21 protein-coding genes and 2 riboswitches are annotated in these 22503 nt (G+C 70.0%); of the genes, 13 read left to right on the forward strand and 8 right to left on the reverse strand.

The annotated features are described in order from the left end of the window. Nucleotides 1–32: 32 nt before the first annotated feature. The 4 genes from thpR to AB0I88_RS07515 form a co-directional block, all read right to left on the reverse strand. The gene (gene thpR / locus AB0I88_RS07500; protein WP_361019946.1) at nt 33–515 is read right to left on the reverse strand and encodes an RNA 2',3'-cyclic phosphodiesterase; all 483 of its coding nucleotides are present in this window, start codon (nt 513–515) and stop codon (nt 33–35) included. Beyond that, complete coding sequence (gene sepH, locus AB0I88_RS07505) at nt 512–1564, reverse strand: septation protein SepH (RefSeq protein ID WP_361019722.1); 1053 nt, start codon at nt 1562–1564, stop codon at nt 512–514. Before sepH ends, thpR begins: the two co-directional genes overlap by 4 nt. A 236-nt stretch (nt 1565–1800) precedes the next feature. Further along, nucleotides 1801–2919 carry a phosphoserine transaminase gene (gene serC / locus AB0I88_RS07510; RefSeq protein ID WP_361019725.1) on the reverse strand — a complete coding sequence of 373 codons (1119 nt, stop codon included), beginning with the start codon at nt 2917–2919 and terminating at the stop codon, nt 1801–1803. Nucleotides 2920–2921: 2 nt separating this feature from the next. Then, nucleotides 2922–4031: a citrate synthase 2 gene (locus tag AB0I88_RS07515; RefSeq protein ID WP_361019728.1), complete on the reverse strand. Its 1110-nt coding sequence runs from the start codon at nt 4029–4031 to the stop codon at nt 2922–2924. A gap of 207 nt (nt 4032–4238) precedes the next feature. On the opposite strand from AB0I88_RS07515, the gene pdxH reads away from it, so the two are divergent. Genes pdxH through AB0I88_RS07550 form a run of 7 tightly spaced genes read left to right on the forward strand, consistent with a single transcriptional unit; the run spans nt 4239 to nt 10079 of the window. After that, nucleotides 4239–4892 carry a pyridoxamine 5'-phosphate oxidase gene (gene pdxH, locus AB0I88_RS07520; protein ID WP_361019731.1) on the forward strand — a complete coding sequence of 218 codons (654 nt, stop codon included), beginning with the start codon at nt 4239–4241 and terminating at the stop codon, nt 4890–4892. Between the two features lie 29 nt (nt 4893–4921). Beyond that, nucleotides 4922–6169 (forward strand): MFS transporter, encoded by a 1248-nt coding sequence (locus AB0I88_RS07525; protein ID WP_361019948.1) that lies wholly within the window; start codon nt 4922–4924, stop codon nt 6167–6169. 10 nt (nt 6170–6179) lie between these two features. Next, entirely contained in the window at nt 6180–7109 is a 930-nt protein-coding gene (locus AB0I88_RS07530; protein WP_361019734.1) for an aldose 1-epimerase family protein, read from the forward strand. Beyond that, nucleotides 7109–7726 (forward strand): nitroreductase family protein, encoded by a 618-nt coding sequence (locus tag AB0I88_RS07535; RefSeq protein ID WP_361019737.1) that lies wholly within the window; start codon nt 7109–7111, stop codon nt 7724–7726. Before AB0I88_RS07530 ends, AB0I88_RS07535 begins: the two co-directional genes overlap by 1 nt. Nucleotides 7727–7776: 50 nt before the next feature. After that, entirely contained in the window at nt 7777–8073 is a 297-nt protein-coding gene (locus tag AB0I88_RS07540; protein WP_361019740.1) for a type II toxin-antitoxin system VapB family antitoxin, read from the forward strand. Between the two features lie 49 nt (nt 8074–8122). Next, on the forward strand, nt 8123–9298 hold the full coding sequence (locus AB0I88_RS07545) for an acyl-CoA dehydrogenase family protein (RefSeq protein WP_361019743.1): 1176 nt from the start codon (nt 8123–8125) through the stop codon (nt 9296–9298). Nucleotides 9299–9356: 58 nt separating this feature from the next. Next, entirely contained in the window at nt 9357–10079 is a 723-nt protein-coding gene (locus AB0I88_RS07550) for a DUF4230 domain-containing protein (RefSeq protein WP_361019746.1), read from the forward strand. 319 nt (nt 10080–10398) lie between these two features. On the opposite strand, the gene AB0I88_RS07555 is transcribed toward AB0I88_RS07550, so the two are convergent. Further along, entirely contained in the window at nt 10399–10596 is a 198-nt protein-coding gene (locus AB0I88_RS07555) for a PspC domain-containing protein (RefSeq protein ID WP_361019749.1), read from the reverse strand. 247 nt (nt 10597–10843) lie between these two features. On the opposite strand from AB0I88_RS07555, the gene AB0I88_RS07560 reads away from it, so the two are divergent. From AB0I88_RS07560 to AB0I88_RS07580, 5 genes are all read left to right on the forward strand, one after another. Beyond that, nucleotides 10844–12703, forward strand: a complete 1860-nt coding sequence (locus tag AB0I88_RS07560) for a DUF5941 domain-containing protein (protein WP_361019753.1) — start codon at nt 10844–10846, stop codon at nt 12701–12703. A gap of 371 nt (nt 12704–13074) precedes the next feature. Beyond that, on the forward strand, nt 13075–14355 hold the full coding sequence (locus tag AB0I88_RS07565) for an ABC transporter ATP-binding protein (protein WP_361019756.1): 1281 nt from the start codon (nt 13075–13077) through the stop codon (nt 14353–14355). A gap of 81 nt (nt 14356–14436) precedes the next feature. Then, a complete protein-coding gene (locus AB0I88_RS07570; protein ID WP_361019759.1) occupies nt 14437–14919 on the forward strand; it encodes an ATP-binding protein in 483 nt (160 codons plus the stop codon). A gap of 91 nt (nt 14920–15010) precedes the next feature. After that, nucleotides 15011–15751: a beta-phosphoglucomutase family hydrolase gene (locus AB0I88_RS07575; RefSeq protein ID WP_361019762.1), complete on the forward strand. Its 741-nt coding sequence runs from the start codon at nt 15011–15013 to the stop codon at nt 15749–15751. Nucleotides 15752–15785: 34 nt separating this feature from the next. Continuing rightward, on the forward strand, nt 15786–18149 hold the full coding sequence (locus tag AB0I88_RS07580; protein WP_361019765.1) for a glycoside hydrolase family 65 protein: 2364 nt from the start codon (nt 15786–15788) through the stop codon (nt 18147–18149). Nucleotides 18150–18204: 55 nt separating this feature from the next. On the opposite strand, the gene AB0I88_RS07585 is transcribed toward AB0I88_RS07580, so the two are convergent. After that, entirely contained in the window at nt 18205–19221 is a 1017-nt protein-coding gene (locus tag AB0I88_RS07585) for a hypothetical protein (RefSeq protein ID WP_361019768.1), read from the reverse strand. Nucleotides 19222–19225: 4 nt separating this feature from the next. Beyond that, nucleotides 19226–19358, reverse strand: a riboswitch (cyclic di-AMP (ydaO/yuaA leader). A gap of 207 nt (nt 19359–19565) precedes the next feature. Beyond that, a riboswitch (cyclic di-AMP (ydaO/yuaA leader) is annotated at nt 19566–19703 on the forward strand. On the opposite strand from AB0I88_RS07585, the gene AB0I88_RS07590 reads away from it, so the two are divergent. Beyond that, the gene (locus AB0I88_RS07590; protein WP_361019770.1) at nt 19702–20733 is read left to right on the forward strand and encodes a hypothetical protein; all 1032 of its coding nucleotides are present in this window, start codon (nt 19702–19704) and stop codon (nt 20731–20733) included. (Overlaps the previous riboswitch by 2 nt.) A 21-nt stretch (nt 20734–20754) precedes the next feature. Here AB0I88_RS07590 and AB0I88_RS07595 read toward each other — a convergent pair whose 3' ends face one another. Further along, nucleotides 20755–21525: an ABC transporter ATP-binding protein gene (locus AB0I88_RS07595; RefSeq protein ID WP_361019773.1), complete on the reverse strand. Its 771-nt coding sequence runs from the start codon at nt 21523–21525 to the stop codon at nt 20755–20757. After that, complete coding sequence (locus tag AB0I88_RS07600) at nt 21518–22417, reverse strand: ABC transporter permease (protein WP_361019776.1); 900 nt, start codon at nt 22415–22417, stop codon at nt 21518–21520. Before AB0I88_RS07600 ends, AB0I88_RS07595 begins: the two co-directional genes overlap by 8 nt. Between the last annotated feature and the right edge of the window lie 86 nt (nt 22418–22503).

The raw sequence follows: 22503 nt of genomic DNA on the forward strand, positions 1-22503 counted from the left end.
ATCTTAAGTGAGCCGCGCAACACCGCCCGTAGTCAGAGGAGACCGGACCAGCGCCGGTGGTACTCCCCGTCCACGCTGCCGACCAGGGAGAACTCACTGACCTGCCAGGACGGTCCGGCGTAGTCGGCGAGCGCGGCCGACACCCGGCGATCGAAGCGGTAGGAGATCGTCAGATGGGGCTGGAACGGCCGCCCGTCGATCGGGAAACCGGCGCCGGCCAGCGCGACCCGGACATGCTCGCGGAAGGCCAGCAGCGGCTCCAGATCACCGACGAGACCGGCCCAGACGACCGAGCCGAACCGCCCGCTCCCGGCGACGCGCAGAGTCAACGGTCCGGGCGCCGGAACCGCCGACAGCGTCTCCACCACCGGCGCCTCCGGCACGTCACCGAGGAACGCCAGCGTCACATGCCACTTGTCCGGGCGGCGGGCGGCCTGCGCCGGCAGACGACGGCGCAGGTGATCGCGGGCCTCCTCGGAGGGGAAGACCGCAACGAACAGACGCGTGCCGGTCAGGACGACTCGCGGGCCGCCGGGCCGCCGCCGAAGAGCACGTCATCCCAGCTCGGGAGCCGCTTGCGCGGCTTGTTGCTCTCTTCCGACTCGTTGTTGGCCGGGGCGGCCTGACCCACCGTGCGGCGCGGGCGCAGCACCGCCAGGGACGGCACGGCCGGCACCTCCTTCGGCAGGTCCGCGTCGTCGTCGAAGGCGGAACCCGAACCACCGCCGAGCAGCGCCGCGGCGCCACCGGCGACCGGGCGGCGGCCGGGCGAATCCAGGCCGCGGCCGGACGAGCTCTCCAGCGGCCGGTCCAGCGAGGCCAGCAGAGCGTCACGGCCGGCACGGATCGGATCACGGTGGGAGCGGGCCGGGGCGGAGTCGGAGCTGGGCAGGCCGTGGCCGCCGCGGCTCGGCTCGCCGCTCCGGGCCGGACCGGGCAGGCCGTGCCCGCCACGCTCGGGAGCGGGCTCCTGCCCGAGGATCTGGGTGGGGCGCTCGGCGCACAGGTACTGAGCCATGTCGTCGTGGGGCGACACCACCTGACGGCCCTTGTCCATGTCCCAGATGGCCTGGGCGGTGGCCTTGCCCGACGGCCAGGTGGCGACGATGCGCCAGGTGCCGTCGTCCTTACGGAACGCGTCCCACGAGATCTTCTCGGTGTCGATGCCGTGCTGCGCGAGACGGCCGTCGACCACCTCGGCCAGCGGCTGACCCGAATCAGACGTCTTCAGCCGGGTGCGGCGGGCGTGCTGGGCCAGCATGGCGCGCTCCTGCAGCACCGGGCCGGCATAGCGCAGGACCCGGTCGACCGGCACACCGGCGATGCGGGCCACATCCTCGGCGGACTCGCCGGACCGGATGCGGGCCTGGATGTCGCGCGGGGAGAGCGAGGGCGCCGACTCGGCGGTGAGCACCGCCACGGCCGTGCCCGGCGCCGCGGGGCCCTCGGTGAGGACACCGGACACCCGCTCGTCGATCGGCAGAGCCAGCAGGCGCCCGACCTCGTCGGCGAGCACGAGAGCCTGACCGTCTTCAGAGAGGGCGACGAAGCGTACCGGCCGCATGCGTTGCCTCCGTCTCGTCGCGTTGGCCTGTGCTCCCGAGAGTCATTCACCCGGGCGCGTTTCGGAACACGGTACGCCCATCGGTCACCCAATGGGGGTATGCCACGCCGTCAAACTGCTGACCAGCGCAGATGATCTTCCTGCTGCACCGAAGGCCTCCATTCAACCCTTATCGGTACGCATGAAGCGCCGTCAACAGCAGTGAAGCCCGTCATTACCCCCACCGGATGATCGGGTCAAACGAGCCGCTCGACCACGTAGTCGATGCACGCGGTGAGTGCCGTCACATCGGACGGGTCGACGGTCGGGTAGAGGGCGACGCGGAGCTGATTGCGGCCCAACTTCCGGTACGGCTCGGTGTCCACCACGTCGTTGGCGCGCAGCACCTTGGCGATGGCCGCCGCGTCCACACCCTCGAAGTCGACGGTGGCCACCGCGGTCGAGCGCAGCGCCGGATCGGTGACGAACGGCTGCGCGAAGGGTGAACTGTCGGCCCAGCCGTAGATCGCCGCCGCGCTCTCCGCGCTGCGCTTGACCGCCCAGGACAGGCCGCCCTGCGCGTTCATCCAGTCGACCTGCTCGGCGGCGAGGAAGACGGTGGCCAGCGCCGGAGTGTTGTAGGTCTGCTCCAGCCGGGACTGCTCGATCGCGGTGACCAGGTCCAGGAACTGCGGAATGTACCGCCCGGAGGCCTTGATCTGGTGGGCCCGCTCGATCGCGGCCGGCGACATCAGGGCCAGCCAGATCCCGCCGTCCGACCCGAGCGCCTTCTGCGGGGCCAGGTAGTAGACGTCGGTCTCCCGGACGTCGATGTCGAGGCTGCCGCCGCCCGAGGTGGCGTCGACGAGCAGGAGCGCGCCCGGGTCGGCGCCCTCGACCCGGCGGACCGGGACGGCCACGCCGGTGGAAGTCTCGTTGTGCACGGTGGCGTAGACGTCGGCGCCGGCTTCGGCGGTCAGGTAGGCGGCCTGCCCGCCGGGCGCGCGGTGCACGGTCGGCTCGGCCAGGAACGGCGCGTCCGTCACGGCCTGCACGAACTTGGCGCCGAACTCGCCGAACTCGGCGAACTGAGCCTTCTCCCGGACCAGGCCGAACGTGGCGACCTCCCAGAACGCGCTGGTCCCGCCGTTGGCGAGGACCACCTCGTAGCCCTCCGGGATCGAGAAGAACTCGGCCAGGCCGCGGCGCAGCCGGGCCACCTGGTCCTTCACCGTGCCCTGCCGGTGGGAGGTGCCCATGAAGGTGCGGGACACCGCGGAGAGCGCCTCGACACCCTCGGGACGGACCTTGCTCGGGCCCGAGCCGAAACGGCCGTCGACGGGTTTGATCGCGTCAGGGATCCGGATGTCAGCCACGATCACACATTATGCGGTAGCAGCTGATCCCAGCCCTCGACCTCCTGCGGCTTGCGTGGCTCAGGTCCCACATAGCGCAGACTCGGCCGCAGGATCCGGCCCAGCCTCTTCTGCTCCAGGATGTGCGCGCTCCACCCGGCCACCCGGGCACAGGTGAACATCGAGGTGAACATGTGCGCCGGGACCTCGGCGAAGTCGAGCACCACGGCGGCCCAGAACTCCACGTTCGTCCACAGCTCCTGCTGCGGCTTGCGCTCGTGCAGCTCGGCGAGGGCGGCCCGCTCCAGCGCCTCGGCCACCTCGTAGCGCGGGGCGCCCAGGTCCTTGGCGATCCGGCGCAGCACGCGGGCACGCGGGTCCTCGGCGCGGTAGACCCGGTGGCCGAAGCCCATCAGGCGCTCACCGCGGTCCAGCAGCTCCTTCACATAACCGGCGGCATCGCCGCTGCGCTCGACCGCCTCGATCATGTGCAGCACCCGGGTGGGCGCCCCACCGTGCAGCGGGCCGGACAGCGCGCCGATGCCTGAGGAGATGCAGGCGGCCGCGTCGGCGCCGGTGGAGGCGACGATCCGGGTGGTGAACGTGGACGCGTTGAGACCATGCTCACAGGAGGAGATGAAGTACGCGTCGACGGCCTTGATGTGCCGTGGGTCCGGGTCGCCACGCCACCGGCGCATGAACCGCTCCACGATGGTCTCGGCCTTGTCGATGTCCTTCTGCGGGACGGCCGGCAGGCCCAGCCCGCGGGCCGCCTGGGCGACGAAGGACAGCGCGGTCACCGACACCCGGGCCAGGTCACGGCGGGCCTGCTCGTCGCTGATGTCGAGCATCTGCGACAGACCCCAGTAGGGCGCCAGCATCGCCACCGCGGACTGCACGTCCACCCGGATGTCGCCGGAGTGCACGGGAACCGGGAACGGCTCGGCCGGTGGCAGCCCCGGCCCGAACTTCCCGTCGACCAGCAGGCCCCAGACGTTGCCGTAGGACACCTGGCCGATCAGGTCCTCGATGTCGACGCCGCGATACCGCAGGGCGCCACCGTCCCGGTCGGGCTCGGCGATCTCGGTCTCGAACGCGATGACGCCCTCGAGCCCCGGCTTGAAGTCGGTCACGGCACTCCCTGTGGAACCGAACTGCGGTGGGTGATTCATCTTGCCCGCCGGGTAACGGCATGGTCGACCCATCGCGGTTGTGCTCTCGATGACACCCATCCTGGTTCAACTGACGTTTCGCGGCGGGCGACTTACGGTCGTTTCACATCTCCGGGGTCACCTCAGTAGTTTGCGCCGGGGGGATGCGCCGAGAGCGAGGGGGCCTGGATGGGCGCCGAAACACCGTCACCCGCCGGGATGCGCCGTGACTACCGGGAGTGGCCGCCGCTGGCCGAGACCGCCATGGCCGCGACCTGGCCGGAGCAGTTCGCGCTCTGGTTCGCCGACGCGGCGGCCTTCGGCCTGCCGGAGCCCAACGCGATGATCCTGGCCACCGCGGACTCCGGGGCGCGTCCCTCGGCGCGGACCGTTCTCCTCAAGGGGTACGACGTACGCGGTTTCGTCTTCTTCACCAACTACGCGTCACGGAAGGGCCGGGAGCTGGAGCTGAACCCGTACGCGAGCCTGGTCTTCCCGTGGTTTCCGATGCAGCGCCAGGTGATCGTGACCGGGCCGGTCGAGCGGGTGTCACGCGACGAGACCGAGGAGTATTTCGCGTCCCGGCCGCGTGGCTCCCAGCTCGGCGCCTGGGCCAGCCCGCAGTCGTCGGTGCTGCCCGGCCCGGAGGCGCTGGACGAGCGCCTGGCCGCGGCGGCCGAGCGGTTCGGTGACGGGCCGGTGCCGGCGCCGCCGCACTGGGGTGGCCTGCTGGTGCGGCCGGACGCCGTGGAGTTCTGGCAGGGCCGGAGCAGCCGGTTGCACGATCGGCTCCGTTACCGGGCGGCCGATCACGGCTGGGTGGTGGAGAGGCTGGCGCCTTGAGCCAGACGACCCGGGAGCCGCGGTCCTGGATGATCGACACGCGGCCGCTGGGCCTGCCGACGTTCCGGCGCACCTGGATCGGCAACGGCGCGTCGTACTTCGGCTTCCAGTTCACCGCGGTGGCCGTACCGGTGCAGATGTTCGCCGTCACCGGATCGACCACCTGGGTGGGCCTGCTCGGGGTGGCCGGGCTGGTCCCGTTGTTGATCTTCGGGTTGTGGGGCGGCGCGGTCGCCGACGTGGTGGACCGGCGCAAGCTGCTGCTGTGCAGCTCGGTGATCACCTGGGCCGCCACGCTGGCGCTGTTGGCCCAGGCCGTGCTCGGGGCCCGCAACGGCCACCTGCTGCTGGCGCTCACCGCGGTGCAGTCGGCGGGCTTCGCGGTCAGCTCCCCGGCCCGGCAGGCGATCGTGCCGCGGATCGTCCCGGAGCGGCTGGTCCCGGCGGCCAACACGCTCAACTACACGACCATCACGGCCGGCGGGGTGCTCGGGCCGCTCACCGCGGGCCTGATCATGGGCGTCTGGTCGACCGGCAGCGGCGTGATCGTGGCGTACGCGGTGGACGTCCTGCTCTTCACCGTCACCTTCTGGGCCACCTGGAAACTGCCGGCCATCCCACCGGCCGCCCGGGGCGAGGACGACGAGAAGCCGAGTGCCGGCCTGCGTGGCATCCTCGCCGGCCTGCGGTTCCTGGTCACCCAGCCGGTGCTGCTGCTCTCCTTCGTCATCGACCTGATCGCCATGGTGTTCGCCATGCCCCGGGCGCTGTTCCCGGCGGTCGCCGTCGAGTTCGGTGGCGGCTCGGCGGTCGGCTGGCTGTACAGCGCCATCGCGATCGGCTCGATGATCGGCGGCCTCACCTCGGGCTGGATCAGCCGGGTCCGCCGGCAGGGGCTGGCCCTGGTGGTCGCGGTGGTCTGCTGGGGTGTGGCGATCGGGCTCTCCGGGCTGGCCGACAGCCTGTGGGTGATGGTGCCGCTGCTCGCTCTGGCCGGCGCGGCCGACCTGGTCAGCGCCGTCTACCGGCAGACCATCATGCAGACCTTCGCGCCGGACCGGCTGCGCGGCCGCTTGCAGGGCGTGTTCACCGTGGTGGTGGCCGGCGGACCGCGCCTCGGCGACCTGCGGGCCGGGGTCACCGCCGACCTGACCGGTGTCGGCGTCTCCTGGGTGGGCGGCGGATTCGTGTCCGCCGTGCTCGCCGTCGTGCTGGCGTGCGCCTCGCCCGCGCTGATCCGCTACCGGCCTGAAACAGCCCGGACAGGCGCCGGATAGTGTCGCGGGTATGAGCGCAGAGTCAGCCGCGAAGTCCGGGATCCAGTGGTCGATCGAGGCGGCGGGCCACCGTGCCGTCGTCACCGAGGTCGGTGGCACGCTGCGGTCGTATTCCGTCGACGGCGCCGAACTGCTGGACGGCTTCGGCGAGGACGAGATCGCGCCCGGCTCGGCCGGACAGATCCTCGCGCCCTGGCCCAACCGGATCCGGGACGGGAAGTACGAGTTCGAGGGGCGGTCGTACCAGCTCGCGCTCACCGAGCCGGCCCGGCACAACGCCATCCACGGCCTGGTCAACTGGTCCCGCTGGCACGCGGTCGAGCAGAGCGCCGACGCCGTCACCGTGGAGTACGAGGTGCCCGCCCAGGTCGGCTACCCGTGGACGCTGCGGCTGCGCAACCGCTGGTCGGTGTCGGCCGACGGTCTCCGGGCGGTGCAGGAGGTGGTGAACACCTCGGAGTCGGACGCCCCGTGGGGTTACTCGGTGCACCCGTACCTTCGGCTGCCCGGCGTGACCGTGGAGGACACCGTGCTCCACGTGCCGGCCAAGTCGCGGCTGCTGGCCGACAACCGGCTGCTGCCGATCGGCGCCTCCAAGATCGCCGGGACCGAGTTCGACTTCAGTGAACCGCGCCGGATCGGTGACCTGGTGCTGGACACCACGTTCGGGGACATCGACTTCGACGCCGACGGGATCACCGCCGTCACCCTGGCCGACCCGGCCTCCGACCGCAAGATCGTGGTCTGGGCCGACGCCAAGTACCGCTACTGGCAGGTCTTCACCGCCGACACCCTGCACGGCGAACGGTTCCGCCGGTCCGTCGCGGTGGAGCCGATGACGTGCCCGCCGGACGCCTTCCGGACCGGCCGTGACCTGGTCGTCCTCGCGCCGGGCGAGACCTGGGAGACGTCCTGGGGCATCCGGCCCACCGTCGCCTGATGGAGTTCGACGAGGTCGTCCGCCGCCGACGGATGATGCGCGGTTACGACCCGGATCGCCCGATTCCGCCCGAGCTGGTCGACAAGATCGTCCGGCACGGGCTGCGGGCGCCGTCGGCCGGTTTCTCGCAAGGCTGGGGCTTCCTCGTGCTCACCGAGCCGGCCGACCGGGAGCGGTTCTGGGCGGCGACCGCCGAGACCGGAGGCCCGGCCGAGGGCTGGCTGGCGCGGATGCGGACGGCCCCGCTGATCATCGTGGCGCTCTCCAACAAATCGGCCTATCTGGAGCGTTACGCTCAGCCCGACAAAGGCTGGACGGATCGGGACGAGTCGCGCTGGCCGGCCCCGTTCTGGGACATCGACACCGGGTTCGCCGCCCTGCTCATGCACCTCACCGCGGTCAACGAGGACCTCGGATCCTGCTTCATCGGCCTGCCCGCCGCCCGGGTGGACACCTTCAAGCAGGAGTTCGGGGTTCCGCCGGAGTATCGCCCGATCGGGGCGCTCACGATCGGCTACCGGGGCGCGGACAAGAGGTCACCGTCACTACGGCGTGGGCACCGCCCGGTGGACTCCGTGGTGCATCATGGCCGATGGGCTTCGGCGGGCGAGGTCTGACCGGCCCGGGGTTACGCTGGCATACGGTTCTCACGGAAAGGGCAGCCGCCGTGATCTTCAAAGCGGTCCGGGACGGAGCCCCGTACCCCGATCACCAGACCACTCTCAAGGAGTGGGCGGAGATTCCGCCGCGCAAGGTCTGGCTGGCCGACCTCATCACCACCAAGCGCGAGCTGGCGCTGGACAAACTGCTCGCCGAGGACTCCACCTTCTACGGCGACCTCTTCCCGCACGTCGTGGAGTATCAGGGCGCCTTCTACCTGGAGGACGGCCTGCACCGCGCGCTGCGCGCGGCCCTGCAGCAGCGCAAGGAGATTCACGCGCGAGTGCTGGTCCTGGAGAGCTGATCGCATCCGGCTCTGTCGATGTTGGACGCCCGCCGGTTAGCTTGGCCACATGGGTGTTCGACCGCTTGACCTGCTGGATCTTGACGATTTGCTGAGTGACGACGAGCGCGACGCCCGCGCTCTGGCCCGCCGCGTCGCCGACGATCACGTGCGTCCGGCCGTGGCCGAGTGGTATGAGAACGGCGATGCCCCGATCCGTGACCTGGCCGTCGAGTTCGGCAAGTCCGGCCTGTTCGGGATGCACCTGACCGGGTACGGCTGCGCCGGCGCGTCGATGGTCGCCCTCGGTCTGGCCTGCATGGAACTGGAAGCCGCCGACTCCGGGATCCGCTCGCTGGTCTCGGTGCAGGGTTCCCTGGTCATGTACGCGATCTGGCGCTACGGCTCGGAGGAGCAGAAACTCGCCTGGCTGCCGGCGCTGGCGTCCGGCCGGGCGATCGGCTGCTTCGGGCTGGCCGAGCCCGACCACGGCTCCGACCCGACCGGCATGTCCACCAGAGCCCGCAAGGACGGCGACGACTGGATCGTCGACGGTGTGAAGACCTGGATCCTCAACGCGCCCATCGCCGACGTGGCGATCATCTGGGCGCGGGCCGACAAGGGGGTGGCCGGATTCGTGGTCCCCACCGACGTGGCCGGCTACACCGCCCACGAGATCAACCACAAGATGTCGCTGCGCGCGTCCAGCACCGGCGAGATCGTCCTGGACGGGGTACGCCTGCCGGAGAGCGCCCGGCTGCCCGGCGCCCGCAGTCTGATGGCGCCGCTGTCCTGCCTCACCGAGGCCCGGCTCAGCATCATCTGGGGTGTGCTCGGGGCGGCCCGGGACTGCCTGGACACCGCGCTCGACTACGCCGGCGCGCGGGAGCAGTTCGGCCGGCCGATCGCGGGTTTCCAGCTGACTCAGGCGAAGCTCGCGGACATGACGCTGGAGCTGCAGAAAGGGTTCCTTCTGGCGCTGCATCTGGGTCGCCGGCGGGACCGGCTGAACGGGCCGTTGCGGCCGGAGCAGATCAGTGTCGGAAAGCTGAACAACGTGCGGGAGGCCATCAAGATCGCTCGGCAGTGCCGGACGATCATGGGCGGCAACGGGATCCTCGCGGAGTACCCGGTGATGCGGCACGCCAGCAACCTGGAGAGCGTGCTGACCTACGAGGGGACCTCGGAGATCCATCAGCTGTCGATAGGCCAGAAACTTACCGGTTTGAACGCTTTCGCACATTGAGCCGCCCGAGCGGGTGCTCCGGTCGCTGAATGTCGTACCCGCTCCGTACCGTTTAGACATGGCCGACTCGCCCGCCCCCTCCTCCCCTGACCCCGAGCCCGACCCCACCAGCGAATATCCGGCCGTGCAACGCGGACCCAGCGGGTTCGCACGGCTGCTGATCTTCGTGGGGGTCGTCTTCGCGCTGCTGGTCGCGTCCTGCCTCGGGCTGCGTGCCGTCAACGTGCTGCCCACCTTCGACAATCCGTTCTCCGACCGGACGACCGACCGCAGCCAGCCGGTGCTTCTCGAGTCCATGCGCGACCTCGAGCGCTTCGTGGCCGCCGACGGCACCTTCCAGGTCATCGTCGATCTCCAGGAGAACAAGGACAACATCCCCGACTTCCTGATCAACCGGCGCACCCTGTTCGTCGGCTCCGGCACCGTCGAGGCCTATGTCGACTTCGGCGGCCTGGCCGGTGACGCGCTGAAGGTGGACGAGGAGAAGAAGACGATCGAGCTGACGCTGCCCGCCCCCCAGCAGTCCACGGCCGCCCTCGACATGGAGCGCAGTTACGTGGTGGCGGAGGAGCGCGGCCTCTTCAACCGGATCGGCGACGCCTTCCGTGACGACCCCGGCAAGCAGCAGCAGGTCTATCAGCTCGCCCAGCAGCGGATCACCGAGGCGGCCAAGGCGAGCGGGCTCGACGAGCGGGCCCGGGAGAACACCCAGCGCATGCTGGAGAGCCTCTTCGCCCGGCTGGGGTATTCGACGGTCACGGTGACCTTCGCCAACCCATGACCCACGGTGGGCGGCCGTTCTCCGGGCCTCATCGCCCGGAGAACGACCGCCACCGGCGGCGATCACCGGCCGGCTGATCGGGGGGAGCCGAGCCGCCGGTGTCGCCTACCCGCTTCCGGGAGTGGTCCCGGGCGGGTGCCTGATGTCTTCGGGGGTGTGCTGCGTGCCCGGCCGCGCCGGGCGCCCTGACGGTCGGCCGTCCTTGCGTGCCCGGCCGACCGCGTGCCTGGCCGACCGCGTGCCCGGCCGATCTTGCCTGGCCGGATCGCGTGCCCGGCCGATCTTGCGTGCCCGGCCGCGACGCGGCCGGGCGGGTGGGTCACTCGCTGGGCATCAGTGCCCAGAGGACCAGGTAGGCCAGGAACTGCGGGCCCGGCAGCAGGCAGGACACGACGAACAGCAGCCGGACGGTGCCGGGCCGCATCCCGAAACGCCGGGCCAGGCCGGCGCAGACACCGGCGATCCGGCGGTTGTGACGAGGGCGGGAGAACGAGCGGGTCCTGAGGGGGCTGGTCACTTCATCCACTCCTTCGGTGGCCCCGGCTTCCTGCCGTGGCCACTTCGACGGTAGGTACGGAAGCCGGGCCGTCCCTCGTTCCACGGGTGGATGCGAGCGATTCGGCTCCCGTAAGGGTGACCCGTACCCGCGAGACGCCCGCTGTTAACCTGGACCGCGTTTCGGCCCTGGTGAGGCCCGGGGTCACACCCGGCGTGCCCGGTGGGGCCAGAGCCGTTGCGTTGAGGAGGCAAACGGTGGTGGTCCGGTGACGCTGGCCGTTCTGACCGCTCGGACCGGCCCCGCGATACCGGACAGTGACGCCGATCGGCTCGCCGGCGACCTGACCGGGGCGCTTCGGGCGGCCGGGATCACGGCGATCCACCGTCTGGCCCCGGGGGCCGACGAGGTGACCCGCTTACGCGAACTGGCCCGGCAGGCCCGTGACGCCGGCGTCCCCCTGCTGATCTGCGCCGACAACCTGGTCGCGCACGGCAGCCTGCTGTGGATGCTGGCCACCGAACCGGCCGGGCGCAGCACCGTGCTGGTCGCCCCCGACCCGGCCGGCGGCCTCAAGGAGGACCGGGGCCGCGTCATCGCCGCCCCGCCCGACGGCGGAACCGTGCGCTACCTGGGCGCCATGTGCATCGCCCCGGCCGAGCTGCCGCTGCTGGAGAAGGCCGCCGACCACCCCGACGTGCTCGCCGAGATGCTCGCCGACGGGTTCGTGCCGGTCGCCACCCGGGTGCGCCTGTTGCACGCCGAGCAGGTCACCACCGGCGTGGAACTCGCCGGGGCTCGGGACGCGATCGCCGCGGTGGACGAGGACGGGGCGCGCCTCCGGCTCGCCGTCAAGGAACAGGACGACTTCTTCACGACGTACGCGGTGAGCAGTTGGTCTCCGCTGGTCACCCGGGCCGCCGCCCGGCTCCGGCTGACACCGACCGCGGTGACCGGTCTGTCGGTGCTCTTCGCGGTCGCCGCGGCTCTGCTGTTCTGGCAGGCCTCCCGGGTCGCCATGGTGTTCGGCGGGGTGCTGCTCTATCTCGGGTTCGTGCTCGACTGCGTGGACGGGCAGCTGGCCCGGTACACGCGACAGTTCGACGCCTTCGGCGGCTGGCTGGACACGATGGCCGACCGGGCCAAGGAGTACGCGGTCTACGCCGGTCTGGCGGCCGGCGCCGAACGTGCCGGCCTGCCCTACGCGTGGCCTCTCGCGATCGCCGCGATCATCCTCCAGACCGCCCGGCACATGACCGACACCTGGTACGGCGCTCTGCACGACGAGGCCGCCGCCCGTCCCGCGCCGGCCGCGTCCGGTGGGGTCGGGGCCCGGCTCACCGCGGCCTCGGTGAAGGCGCAGAGCCAGCGCGGGTCGCTGATCTACTGGGCCAAGCGGATCGTGGTCTTCCCGATCGGCGAGCGGTGGGCGCTGATCGCCGTGCTGGCCGCCTTCACCAACGGCCGGGTGACGCTCGCCGCGATGGTCGTTCTCGGTCTGCTGGCGGCGATGTACACGCTGGCGCTGCGGTCGCTGCGGGCGCTGTCCATGCGGGTCGGGGTGCTGCACACGGTCGACACCATGCGGCACCGTGACGACGGCCCGCTGGTGCGGTCCGTGCTGAGCCGGGTGGGCGCCGGCCGGCCGCTGCCGTTCGCCGCGCTCTTCGCCGTCTACGCGATGGCGGCGGTCGCCGCGATCGGGGCCGGCGGGCCGGGCCACGACCCGTGGCTGCTCGCTCTCGTGGTGATCCCGGTGCTGGCCGGCGGCTTCCCGGCTCGGGTACGGCACGGCGGCTCGCTGGACTGGCTGGTGCCGGCCGCGCTGCGCGCCGCCGAGTACCTGACCGTGGCCGCGGTCGGCCTGTACGGCGCGGTCCCGCCCGCCGTGGTCTTCCTGCTGCTGTTCGCCCTGGCGATGCGTCACTACGACCTGACCGCCCGGATGGAGAAGGGCGCCCCCGCCACGGCCACGGGCGGCGCCGTCCTCGGCTGGGACGGCCGGGTCCTGCTTCTGGTGATCGTGGCGCTCCTGGGACACGCCACCCTCGCCGTGGTCCTGCTGACCGTGGTGGTGCTCAGTTCGTTCACGATGACGGCGCTCAGGGACTGGAAAGCCTCCCGCTGACCGCACTGTGGGTGGATCTTCCCGGCCGGCCGTGGGGGCTGTCTCAGGGCTCTTGAGGCAGCCCTGAGGTCGGCCGGACCAACGATCTCTGCCCGGTGGGCGCGGCGCGGGCTTGAGTGGCAGCGCCTCGCGCGGCTTGGCGGGACGGTGATGGTGCTTTTGTGAGGTTTGCAGAGCGTACCGATGAAAAGGGTCGTTTCTGTGCACGTGCACATGAGCGCCGGTAAAGATGCGATCTCAGTAATCGATTGATCACAATGCGCAAATGGCACTTTCGCCCGATGGCGGACTATCGAAGCCACTCGCAGAGTCAGTACCCGATCGCCGACCGTCGTGGGATCGGGATCACAGTCGAAAGCGGGAGGTTGACGGTGTCCACCGTCGCGCTGAAAGCGGTCACCAAGATCTGGCCAGACGGCACGTACGCCGTCGACAACGTCAGTCTGGAGGTGCAGGACGGCGAGTTCATGGTCCTGCTAGGCCCCTCCGGCTGCGGGAAGTCGACGGTGCTGCGGATGATCGCGGGACTCGAGGACCCCACCGAGGGGGACATCCTGTTGAACGGCGAGCCGGTCCTGGAGCTGCCGCCGCGGGACCGGAGCATCGCGATGGTGTTTCAGGATTTCGCGCTCTATCCGCACATGACCGTCTCGGAGAACATCGGCTTCCCGTTGAAGCTGTCCGGTGTCGAACCGGCGCCACGGCAGGACCGGGTCGACACGATCGCCGGCGCGCTCGGCATCGGTGAGGTTCTGGGCCGGCGGCCGAGTCAGCTCTCCGGCGGTCAGCGGCAGCGGGTGGCGATGGGTCGTGCGATGGTGCGCCGGCCGGGCATCTTCCTGATGGACGAGCCGCTGTCCAACCTCGACAGCGGGCTGCGTGCCGAGCTGCGCGCCGAGATCACCAGCATGACCCGTGAGCTGGGTGTGACGACCATGTACGTGACGCACGACCAGGCCGAGGCGCTGACCATGGCCGACCGGGTCGCGATCATGCGCAAGGGCGTGCTGCAGGACGTGGGCACGCCGACCGAGGTGTACCGGCGCCCGGCCACGCTGTACGTCGCGGCCTTCCTCGGCTCGCCGAAGATGAACATGCTCGAGGCGGCGGTCTACGTGCACCTGGACCGCTACATCGCGCTGAGCTTCGGCGAGCAGACCCTCTACATGCCGTGGAGCGACCCGCGGGCGCGGGCGGTGGCCCACTACCACGGTGAGCGGATCGTGGTCGGCATCCGGGCCGAGGCGCTCACCCCGGTCACGCCGGACACCCAGGGGCACGTGTTCCAGGGGCGGATCCGGTACCTGGAGCACCATGGGCACGAGTCGCTGGCGTACCTCGACATCGGCGCCACGGCGATCGTGGTGGACGAGATGAGCGGCCCGGTGACCGAGGCCCGGCCGGGCGGTGGGAGCCTCCGGAAGGTGCTGCAGCGGCTGGCCGGTCAGGCGCCGGAGCCGGTGACCCCGCAGGGCCGTGTCGGCGTGCTGAACGAGCTGGGCAAGCACCACCGCAAGCCGGCCGAGCTGGCGGTGCGCCTGGCGCCGTACCCGGCGATCGGTTCCGGGCACCCGCTGGCCGTGTCGGTCCGCATGGAGGCCGTGCACTTCTTCGACCAGCGAGGTGATCGAATCGATGTGGGCTGGCGCTGACCACGCGGGGGACGCCACTTCCGGGCGGGTTCGCGGATGCCTCCCGCCACCGGTCGGCCACAGCGCGTAGGCTGCAGCACGGTGGAGGACAGGATCGGCCAGGGCGTGCGTTCGGCTCTCGACGGGGAGCCGAGGGTGGACGCCGTCCCTTCGCCGGCGTGGCCGGTGCTGCTGGACCGGGCCTTCGGCCGGGACGACATCGCGATCCTGCGGCACGAGATCACCCGGCTGGTGAAGGCGTGCGGTCTCGCCGGCGATCGTCTGGACGGCTTCGTGCTGGCGGTCAACGAAGTGATCACCAACGTGGTGTTGCACGCGGGTGGGCAGGGCCGTGTCGTGCTGCGCATCGACGGCGGTTCGGTGTGGTGCGTGGTGACCGACTCCGGTCCCGGCATCCCGAGCGCCTATCTGGACGACGTCCGCACACCGGAGGCGTTCGAGGTCGGCGGTCGCGGTCTGTGGCTGGCACATCGACTCTGTGATGAGGTCACCACGGCCACCGGTCCGATCGGTACCTCGATCGGATTGCGCATCGGATTGGATGTCTTGCCGGATTCCCGGTGAAACAGCAGGTTGAACGCTTTGTGAACCATCATGGAAATGTGAAGCCGCCCTTCCGCTCTCCCCGTGGATCGCCTCCGGCTACATTGGGCCGGTGCTCGGACTTCCTTCACAGGTGACCGCCTGCCTTTTCGATCTCGACGGCGTGCTGACGCAGACCGCACTCGTGCACAGCGCCGCGTGGAAACAAACGTTCGACACCCTCCTGGAATCGTGGGCCGAGAAGCATGATCAGCCCTTCGTGCCCTTCGATTCCGGCGTCGACTACCACCGCTATGTCGACGGCCGCCAGCGTGCCGACGGTGTCCGTACGTTCCTGGCCTCCCGGGGCATCACGCTGCCCGAGGGGGAGCCGGACGACACCCCCGATCGGGAGACCGTCAACGGCATCGGCAATCGCAAGAACGTGCTCGTGCTACAGAAGATCAAGGAAGGCGCCGTCCAGGTCTACCCCGGATCGGTGGAGTATCTGAAGGCCGCCAAGGCCGCCGGTCTACGCCGTGCGGTCGTGTCGGCGAGCGCCAACTGCAAGGACGTCCTGGAGGCGGCCGGGATCGCCGACCTCCTGGAGGCCCGGGTGGACGGCGTCGTGGCACGTGAGCTGGGTCTGCCCGGCAAACCCGCGCCGGATACCTTCCTGCACGGCGCCAAGCTTCTCGGCCTCGACCCGGCGGAGTGCGCCGTGTTCGAGGACGCCCAGGCGGGCGTCGCCGCCGGCCGGGCCGGGCGGTTCGGCATCGTGATCGGCGTGGACCGGGTGGGCCAGGCGGAGGCGCTGCGGGAACACGGCGCCGACGTGGTGGTCACCGACCTGTCCGAGCTCCTCCCTCAATAAAGACCTCGCTTCATCAGTTACGAGAGGCACGACCGTGATCCGTGAACGGGCCTATCCCGTCGACCCTTGGCACATCCGGGAGACCCGCCTCGATCTGGACCTGCTGGCCCAGTCCGAGTCGGTGTTCGCTCTCTCGAACGGCCACATCGGGATACGCGGAAACCTGGACGAGGGCGAGCCGCACGGCCTGCCGGGCAGCTACCTGAACTCGTTCTACGAGCTGCGGCCGCTGCCGCACGCCGAGGGGGGCTACGGCTTCCCCGAGTCCGGCCAGACCATGGTCAACGTCACCAACGCCAAGCTGATGCGCCTGCTCGTCAACGACGAGCCGTTCGACGTCAGGTACGGCGAGCTGCGCTCCCACGAACGTTGCCTCGACCTGCGGGCCGGTCTCCTGGAGCGGGTCGTCGAGTGGGTGTCCCCGTCGGGACAGGGCATCCGGGTGCGGACCGTCCGGCTGGTGTCCTTCACCCAGCGTGCCGTGGTGGCGTTCCTCTACGAGGTCGAGCCCCTGGAGCACTCGGCCCGGCTGATCCTGCAGTCCGAGCTGGTGGCGAACGAGCAGTTGCCGCCGATGAGCAAGGACCCGCGGGTCGCCGCGGTGCTGGACCGGCCGTTGCAGGCCGAGGAGATGATGGAGCAGCCCACCGGCGGCATCCTGATCCACCGCACCAAAGCCAGTGACCTGCGGATGGCCGCGGCCATGGAGCACCTGGTGGAGACGCCGGGCCGGCACGCCATCACCACCGAGGGGCACCCGGACTGGCTGCGCACCACGGTCGCCTGCCGCCTGGAGCCGGGGCAGAAGCTGCGGGTGGTCAAACTGGCCGCCTACGGGTGGTCCAGCATGCGCTCGCTGCCCGCTCTGCGCGACCAGGTGGGCGCCGCTCTGGCCAGTGCCCGGCTGGACGGCTGGGAGGGCCTGGTGCAGCAGCAGCAGGACTATCTGGACGCGTTCTGGGACCACTCGGACGTCAAGGTCGAGGGCGACCCGGAGGTGCAGCAGGCGGTCCGGTTCGGCCTCTTCCACACGTTGCAGGCCGGTGCCCGGGCGGAGCAGCGGCCGATCGGCTCCAAGGGCCTGACCGGACCCGGCTACGACGGCCACACCTTCTGGGACTCCGAGACGTTCGTGTTGCCGGCGCTGACGTACACCCAGCCGTCCGCCGCGGCCGACGTGCTGCGCTGGCGGCACTCGACGCTGGACCTGGCCCGGGAGCGGGCGCAGACCCTGGGCCTTTCGGGCGCGGCCTTCCCGTGGCGTACGATCCGCGGCCAGGAGTGCTCGGGCTACTGGCCGGCCGGCACCGCGGGCTTCCACATCGCCGCCGACATCGCCGACGCGGTCCGCCGGTACGTGCAGGCCACCGGTGACTTCGACTTCGAGCGTGAGGTCGGCCTGGAGCTGCTGGTGGAGACCGCGCGGCTGTGGCGGTCGCTGGGGCACCACGACCGGCACGGGCGGTTCCACATCGACGGCGTCACCGGGCCGGACGAGTACACCGCCGTGGTGAACGACAACATCTACACCAACCTGATGGCGCAGCAGAACCTGATGGCCGCCGTCGACGCCTGCAAGCGGCACCCGGACCTGGCCCGGCGTTTCGGGGTGGACGACGAGGAGGCGGCCTCCTGGCGGGACGCGGCGGCGGCCGTGCACGTTCCGTACGACAAGGAGCTGGGCGTCCACCAGCAGTGCGAGGGCTTCACGCGGCTGCAGGAGTGGGACTTCGAGGGCACCCCGCCGGAGGGCTACCCGCTGCTGCTCAACTACCCGTACTTCGACCTGTACCGCAAGCAGGTGGTCAAGCAGGCCGACCTGGTGATGGCGATGTACATCCGGGGCGACGCGTTCACACCGGAGGAGAAGGCGCGCAACTTCGCCTACTACGACGCGCGTACGGTGCGGGACTCGTCGCTGTCGGCCTGCATCCAGGCCGTCATGGCGGCCGAGACCGGGCACCTCGAACTGGCCCACGACTACCTGGGCGAGGCCGCCCTGATGGACCTGCACGACCTGCACCGCAACGCGCGGGACGGCGTGCACGTGGCGTCGCTGGCCGGGTCCTGGATCGCGCTGGTCGCCGGCCTCGGTGGCATGCGTGACTTCAACGGCCAGCTGAGCTTCGCGCCGCGGCTGCCCAGCCGGATCAACAACCTGGAGTTCTCGCTGCTCTGGCGGGGCCTGCGGCTGCGGGTGAACGTGACCTCCGACGAGGTCACCTACTCGCTGCGCAACGGCGGCGGTCAGGCGCGGCTCACCCTGGTCCACCACGGCAAGGAGACCGAGGTGACCCAGGTGCGGCCGGTGACCATGCCGATCCCGGCCGCGGTGCCGCCCGGCCCGGCGCCGGCCCAGCCGCACGGTCGCGCCCCGGTCCGCCGATCGGTGCACTGATCAGCGAAAACGGCCCCCAACCCGATCGGGTTGGGGGCCGTTTTCGTGACGTCGGTCAGAGCATCGAGACGTGTACGTGGTCGGTGTGGGCACTGACCCCGTGGTATTCCTTCCAGCCCGAGGCCGGGAACCAGATCATCTTGTTCCAGATCACGTAGTAGATGCCGAGCTCGTCGGCGTTACGGACCAGGAACGCCATCAGGTCGTTGCCGTACTTGAATTCCCTGTCGGTGTCGTAGACCGAGAATCCGCTCTTCTGCAGCGACCAGTCACATGCCCGGCCCTTGGGGTGTTCGTACGGCCCGCCGGAGCGGTAGCAGCCGACGAACATGTTGAAGCCGGCCTTCTTGGTCTGCTTGTACATGTGCAGCGTGCGCTTGGTCACACAGCCGCCGGTGGTCGGGTCGTCCTCGGTGCAGCCCTCGGGGGAGAAACCGCCGGACGAGTTCCGTGGGGCGGGGGCGGCCTCCGGAGAGTCGGCCACCACGAAGCCCTTGGTCACGGACTTGCCGCCGACCAGCCGGAACGCCTTGTCGGCGGCGTCCTTCTGCTTCTTCATCACGGCGGCGTTCTGCTGCTGGGCCTTGACCTCGGCGTCCAGTTTCGCCTTGCTGTCGGAGATCTCGGCGATCGCCGCGTTCAGCTCGCGCAGCTTGGCGTCGTGCAGCCTGTTGATCTCCTCGAGGGAGACCGCCTTGCTCAGGAAGTCACCGGAGTCGCTCGACCTGAGCAGGAAGCCCATCGCGCTCAGGTTTCCGGTCATGTACTGCTGTTTGGCGATCTGGTCCACCTCGGGGATCAGCTGATCCCGCCGCTTCTCCGCCGCCTTGATCTGAGTGGCCAGCTTGGCCTGTGCCTTGGTGGACTGCGCCACGGCGGACTTGGCGGAGGCGTAGCGCCGGTTGGTCGACTCGATCACGTCGTTGAGAGTTGCGTCCTCTTCCTCCTCCTGGGCGGAGGACGAGGAGCCGCCTGGCTCGGCCGCGGCCGGAGTCGCGGGCGCCATGAACATCAGGGCGCTGACCAGCGGCGCCAGGGCAAGTATCAGCCACCGGCGGGGACTTACTGCCATCAACAGTTCCTTCCGTGTCACCGCCGACCGAGTTAGCTGACGGGTTCGGGACGGAAGCGATCCCTACCGCAAATGCGGATACACCCCAGTGACCTGGTTCCCCGGCTCGTCTCGCGACGATTGGGCGGCGGCCTGCCGGCAACTCGGGGGCGGTGCCGTCCTGGCAGGACCGGCGGCAAGTTTACCCGAGATATCGCTCCGGATCAGACCTCAGGAACCGCTAAAAGCGTTACCGGTCAAACACATTCCGTAATTGCAATCACCTGGCGTGGTGGCGTAATTGCGGGGCGTACGAGAACTGTCGATCTGTCGATCGAGTGGGTATGGTCGGTTCGGTTCCCGTGCGGGGGCCGCCGCCTAATCGCCGTCAATGGCGAGCCGGGGAACCATATTCTCCTCGGGGTGAATCCGCTACTAGCGGTAGGGATTTCCTTCGTCCCGAACCCGTCAGCTAACCCGGCCGGCGGCCGACGGAAGGAAATGCCTGTGCAGCAGAACACTGCGCGGCGATTAGCGGCGTTGCTGGCGCTGCTCGTCACCGCGTGCGGACTGGCCGTCGCATCGCCGGCCACCGCGGCCCCCCGGCCGTTCGCCGCCCCCGGAGACTCCGGGGACGACGGTGAGGGCGGCTCCAAGTCCCTCATCGAACGACTCGAGAAGGCCTCCAGCGGTTTCGTGGAGGCCAAGAAGAAGCTGAAGGCCTCCAAGGAACAGCAGGTCAAGCTGACCGCTGAACTCAAACGGCTGGACGCCGAGCTCGGTCCGCAGCAGGACAAGCTCGACCTGATCGCCACGCAGGCGTACACCTCGGGCCGGGCCGGGCCGATGACCGCCGTGCTCGGGGCCGACTCGGCCGACGGCTTCCTGGGCCGGGCCGAGACGCTGGCCATCGTGGCGGCCGACCAGAACCGGGCGATCGAGAACCTGAAGACCACCCGGGAGAACCAGCAGAAGGCCAAGGACGCCCTCGACATCGCCATCAAGGACCAGCAGAAGCAGGTCACCGTGATGGCGAAGCAGAAGGCCCAGGCCGAGGCCGCGCTCAAGGCGGCGAACCAGGGCGCGGCCGCGTCGTCCTCCTCTGACGGCGGCAGCAGCGCCGACGCGGACCCCGGGCCCAGCGGATCGAGCTGCAACCTGGACGACCCGACCGGCACCGGCGGCTGCGTCACCGCGACCCTGCTGCACGCCTACAAGCAGGCCCGGGCGGACGGCTTCACCCGGTACACCAAGTGCTGGCGTACGCAGAACAGCGGCGAGCACCCCAAGGGCCGGGCCTGTGACTTCTCCTCGGCGAAGGGCACCTTCGGCGGGGACGCCACCGGCGGCGACAAGACGTACGGCGACAACCTGGCGAACTACTTCATCAACAACGCGGACGACCTGGACGTGTTGTACGTGATCTGGTATCGCCGGATCTGGTTGCCGAGCAGTGGCTGGAAGTCGTACAGCGGGGCGGGTGGCGACCCGTCCAGCGACCACACCAACCACGTGCATCTGTCGGTCAACTGAACCACCGGGGGAGTGCGGGGCCTACCTGCGGGCGAAGGCCTCGTACTCCTTCATCACCTCGTTGGTCGGCCCGTCGGCGCGGATCTCGCCGGCCTCCAGCCAGATGCAGCGCTCGCAGGTGTCCCGGATCGACTGCTCGCTGTGGCTCACCAGGAACACCGTGCCGGCCTGCGCACGCAGCTCCCGGACCCGGGCCTCGCTGCGCTTGCGGAACTTGGCGTCACCGGTGGCCAGCGCCTCGTCGATCAGGAGCACGTCGTGCTGCTTGGCCGCCGCGATCGAGAAACGCAGCCGGGCCGACATGCCCGAGGAGTACGTCCGCATCGGCAACGACGAGAAGTCGCCCTTGTCGTTGATGCCGGAGAACTCGATGATGCCGTTCTTCTTCGCCTTCACCTCGGCCGGCGACATGCCCATCGCGAGGCAGCCCAGCTCGACGTTGCGGTCACCGGGCAGATCGTTCATCAGGGCCGCGTTCACACCCAGCAGGGACGGCTGGCCGGCCGCGTAGATCGCGCCCCGGGAGACCGGGAGCAGGCCGGCCACCGCGCGCAGCAGGGTCGACTTGCCCGAGCCGTTGGTGCCGATCAGGCCGATCGCCTCGCCCTTGTAGGCGACGAAGCTGACGCCCTTGACCGCGTGCACCTCACGGATGTTCGCGCTCTTGGTCCGGGTGGCCAGGCGCTTGAAGCTGGCCAGCGGGCTGGAACTCCCCCCGCCCGCCTGGTGGACGCGGTAGATGATGTGGGCCTGGTCGGCGATGACGGTGGGGATGCGCTCGTTGTCAGCCACGGCCGTAGCCCTTCTCTCCGCGCCAGAAATAGACGAAACCGCCGATGCCGACGGCCAGGCTCCAGGCCACGGCCTCGATCCACAGTACGGTGGGCGTGTTGGCCCGCGGGGCACCCTCGAGGAGCGCGTGGCGCATCAGTTCGATGTAGACCAGCAGCGGATTGGCCTCGACCACCTGCAGCTGCCAGCCGGACAGGCCGGCATTCTCGAACCTGGTGACCGGGTAGAGCACGGCCGAGCCGTACAGCCAGAACCGCATGATGAACGGGATCAGCTGCTTGACGTCGCGCACCTTGGAGCCGTAGCGGGCCATGAAGAGGCCCAGGCCGACGTTGAAGAACGAATGGAGCACCAGCACCACCGGCACGATCAGCCACTCTGCGGTGATCGGCTCACGGGTGACCAGGACGATGCCGGACAGGACGACCAGGGCGACCATGAAGTTCCGGATCTCCACCAGGGCGGCCGAGAGCGGCAGGCTCGCGCGGGGGAAGTGCAGCGCGCGGATCAGGCCCAGGTTGCTGGTGATCGCGTTCGTCCCGCTCTGCACCACCGACTGGGTGAACTGGAAGGTGAAAACCCCGACGCAGAGGTACGCGATGAAGTTGTCCATGTCGCCGTGAGCCTGGAGGATCACGCCGAAGATGACGTAGTAGACCGCCGCGTTGATGACCGGGGTGAGAACCTGCCACACCGCGCCGAGCTTGGTATTGCCCAGTGCGGAAGTCATCTTCGCGCTGGAGTGCGCCCGGATGAAGTGCCGGTACGCCCATAGCTGCCGGGTGTACTCCGGAAGGCTCGGAAGCCGACCGGACGCGCTCAGTCCGTTGCGCCGGGCCAGCTCCTTGAGGGAGAGGCCGGCGTCGGTCTCGGCGACCGCCGTCTCTGGCATGGGGTGGTGCTCCGATCTGGTCGGCCCGTACGGCGTAGCGGGATCCGATGCCTGGTGCGAGGTCACAGCATGCAGCATGACAGGCG

The sequence above is a fragment of the Actinoplanes sp. NPDC049802 genome (assembly GCF_040656595.1).
Taxonomy (GTDB): domain Bacteria; phylum Actinomycetota; class Actinomycetes; order Mycobacteriales; family Micromonosporaceae; genus Actinoplanes.

Coding starts and splice junctions, on each gene's coding strand:
- AB0I88_RS07545 (WP_361019743.1), top strand. CDS start 8,123: ATGGGTGTTCGACCGCTTGACCTGCTGGATCTTGACGATTTGCTGAGT.
- AB0I88_RS07535 (WP_361019737.1), top strand. CDS start 7,109: ATGGAGTTCGACGAGGTCGTCCGCCGCCGACGGATGATGCGCGGTTAC.
- AB0I88_RS07590 (WP_361019770.1), top strand. CDS start 19,702: ATGCCTGTGCAGCAGAACACTGCGCGGCGATTAGCGGCGTTGCTGGCG.
- AB0I88_RS07550 (WP_361019746.1), top strand. CDS start 9,357: ATGGCCGACTCGCCCGCCCCCTCCTCCCCTGACCCCGAGCCCGACCCC.
- AB0I88_RS07525 (WP_361019948.1), top strand. CDS start 4,922: ATGATCGACACGCGGCCGCTGGGCCTGCCGACGTTCCGGCGCACCTGG.
- AB0I88_RS07530 (WP_361019734.1), top strand. CDS start 6,180: ATGAGCGCAGAGTCAGCCGCGAAGTCCGGGATCCAGTGGTCGATCGAG.
- pdxH (WP_361019731.1), top strand. CDS start 4,239: ATGGGCGCCGAAACACCGTCACCCGCCGGGATGCGCCGTGACTACCGG.
- AB0I88_RS07585 (WP_361019768.1), bottom strand. CDS start 19,221: ATGGCAGTAAGTCCCCGCCGGTGGCTGATACTTGCCCTGGCGCCGCTG.
- sepH (WP_361019722.1), bottom strand. CDS start 1,564: ATGCGGCCGGTACGCTTCGTCGCCCTCTCTGAAGACGGTCAGGCTCTC.
- AB0I88_RS07600 (WP_361019776.1), bottom strand. CDS start 22,417: ATGCCAGAGACGGCGGTCGCCGAGACCGACGCCGGCCTCTCCCTCAAG.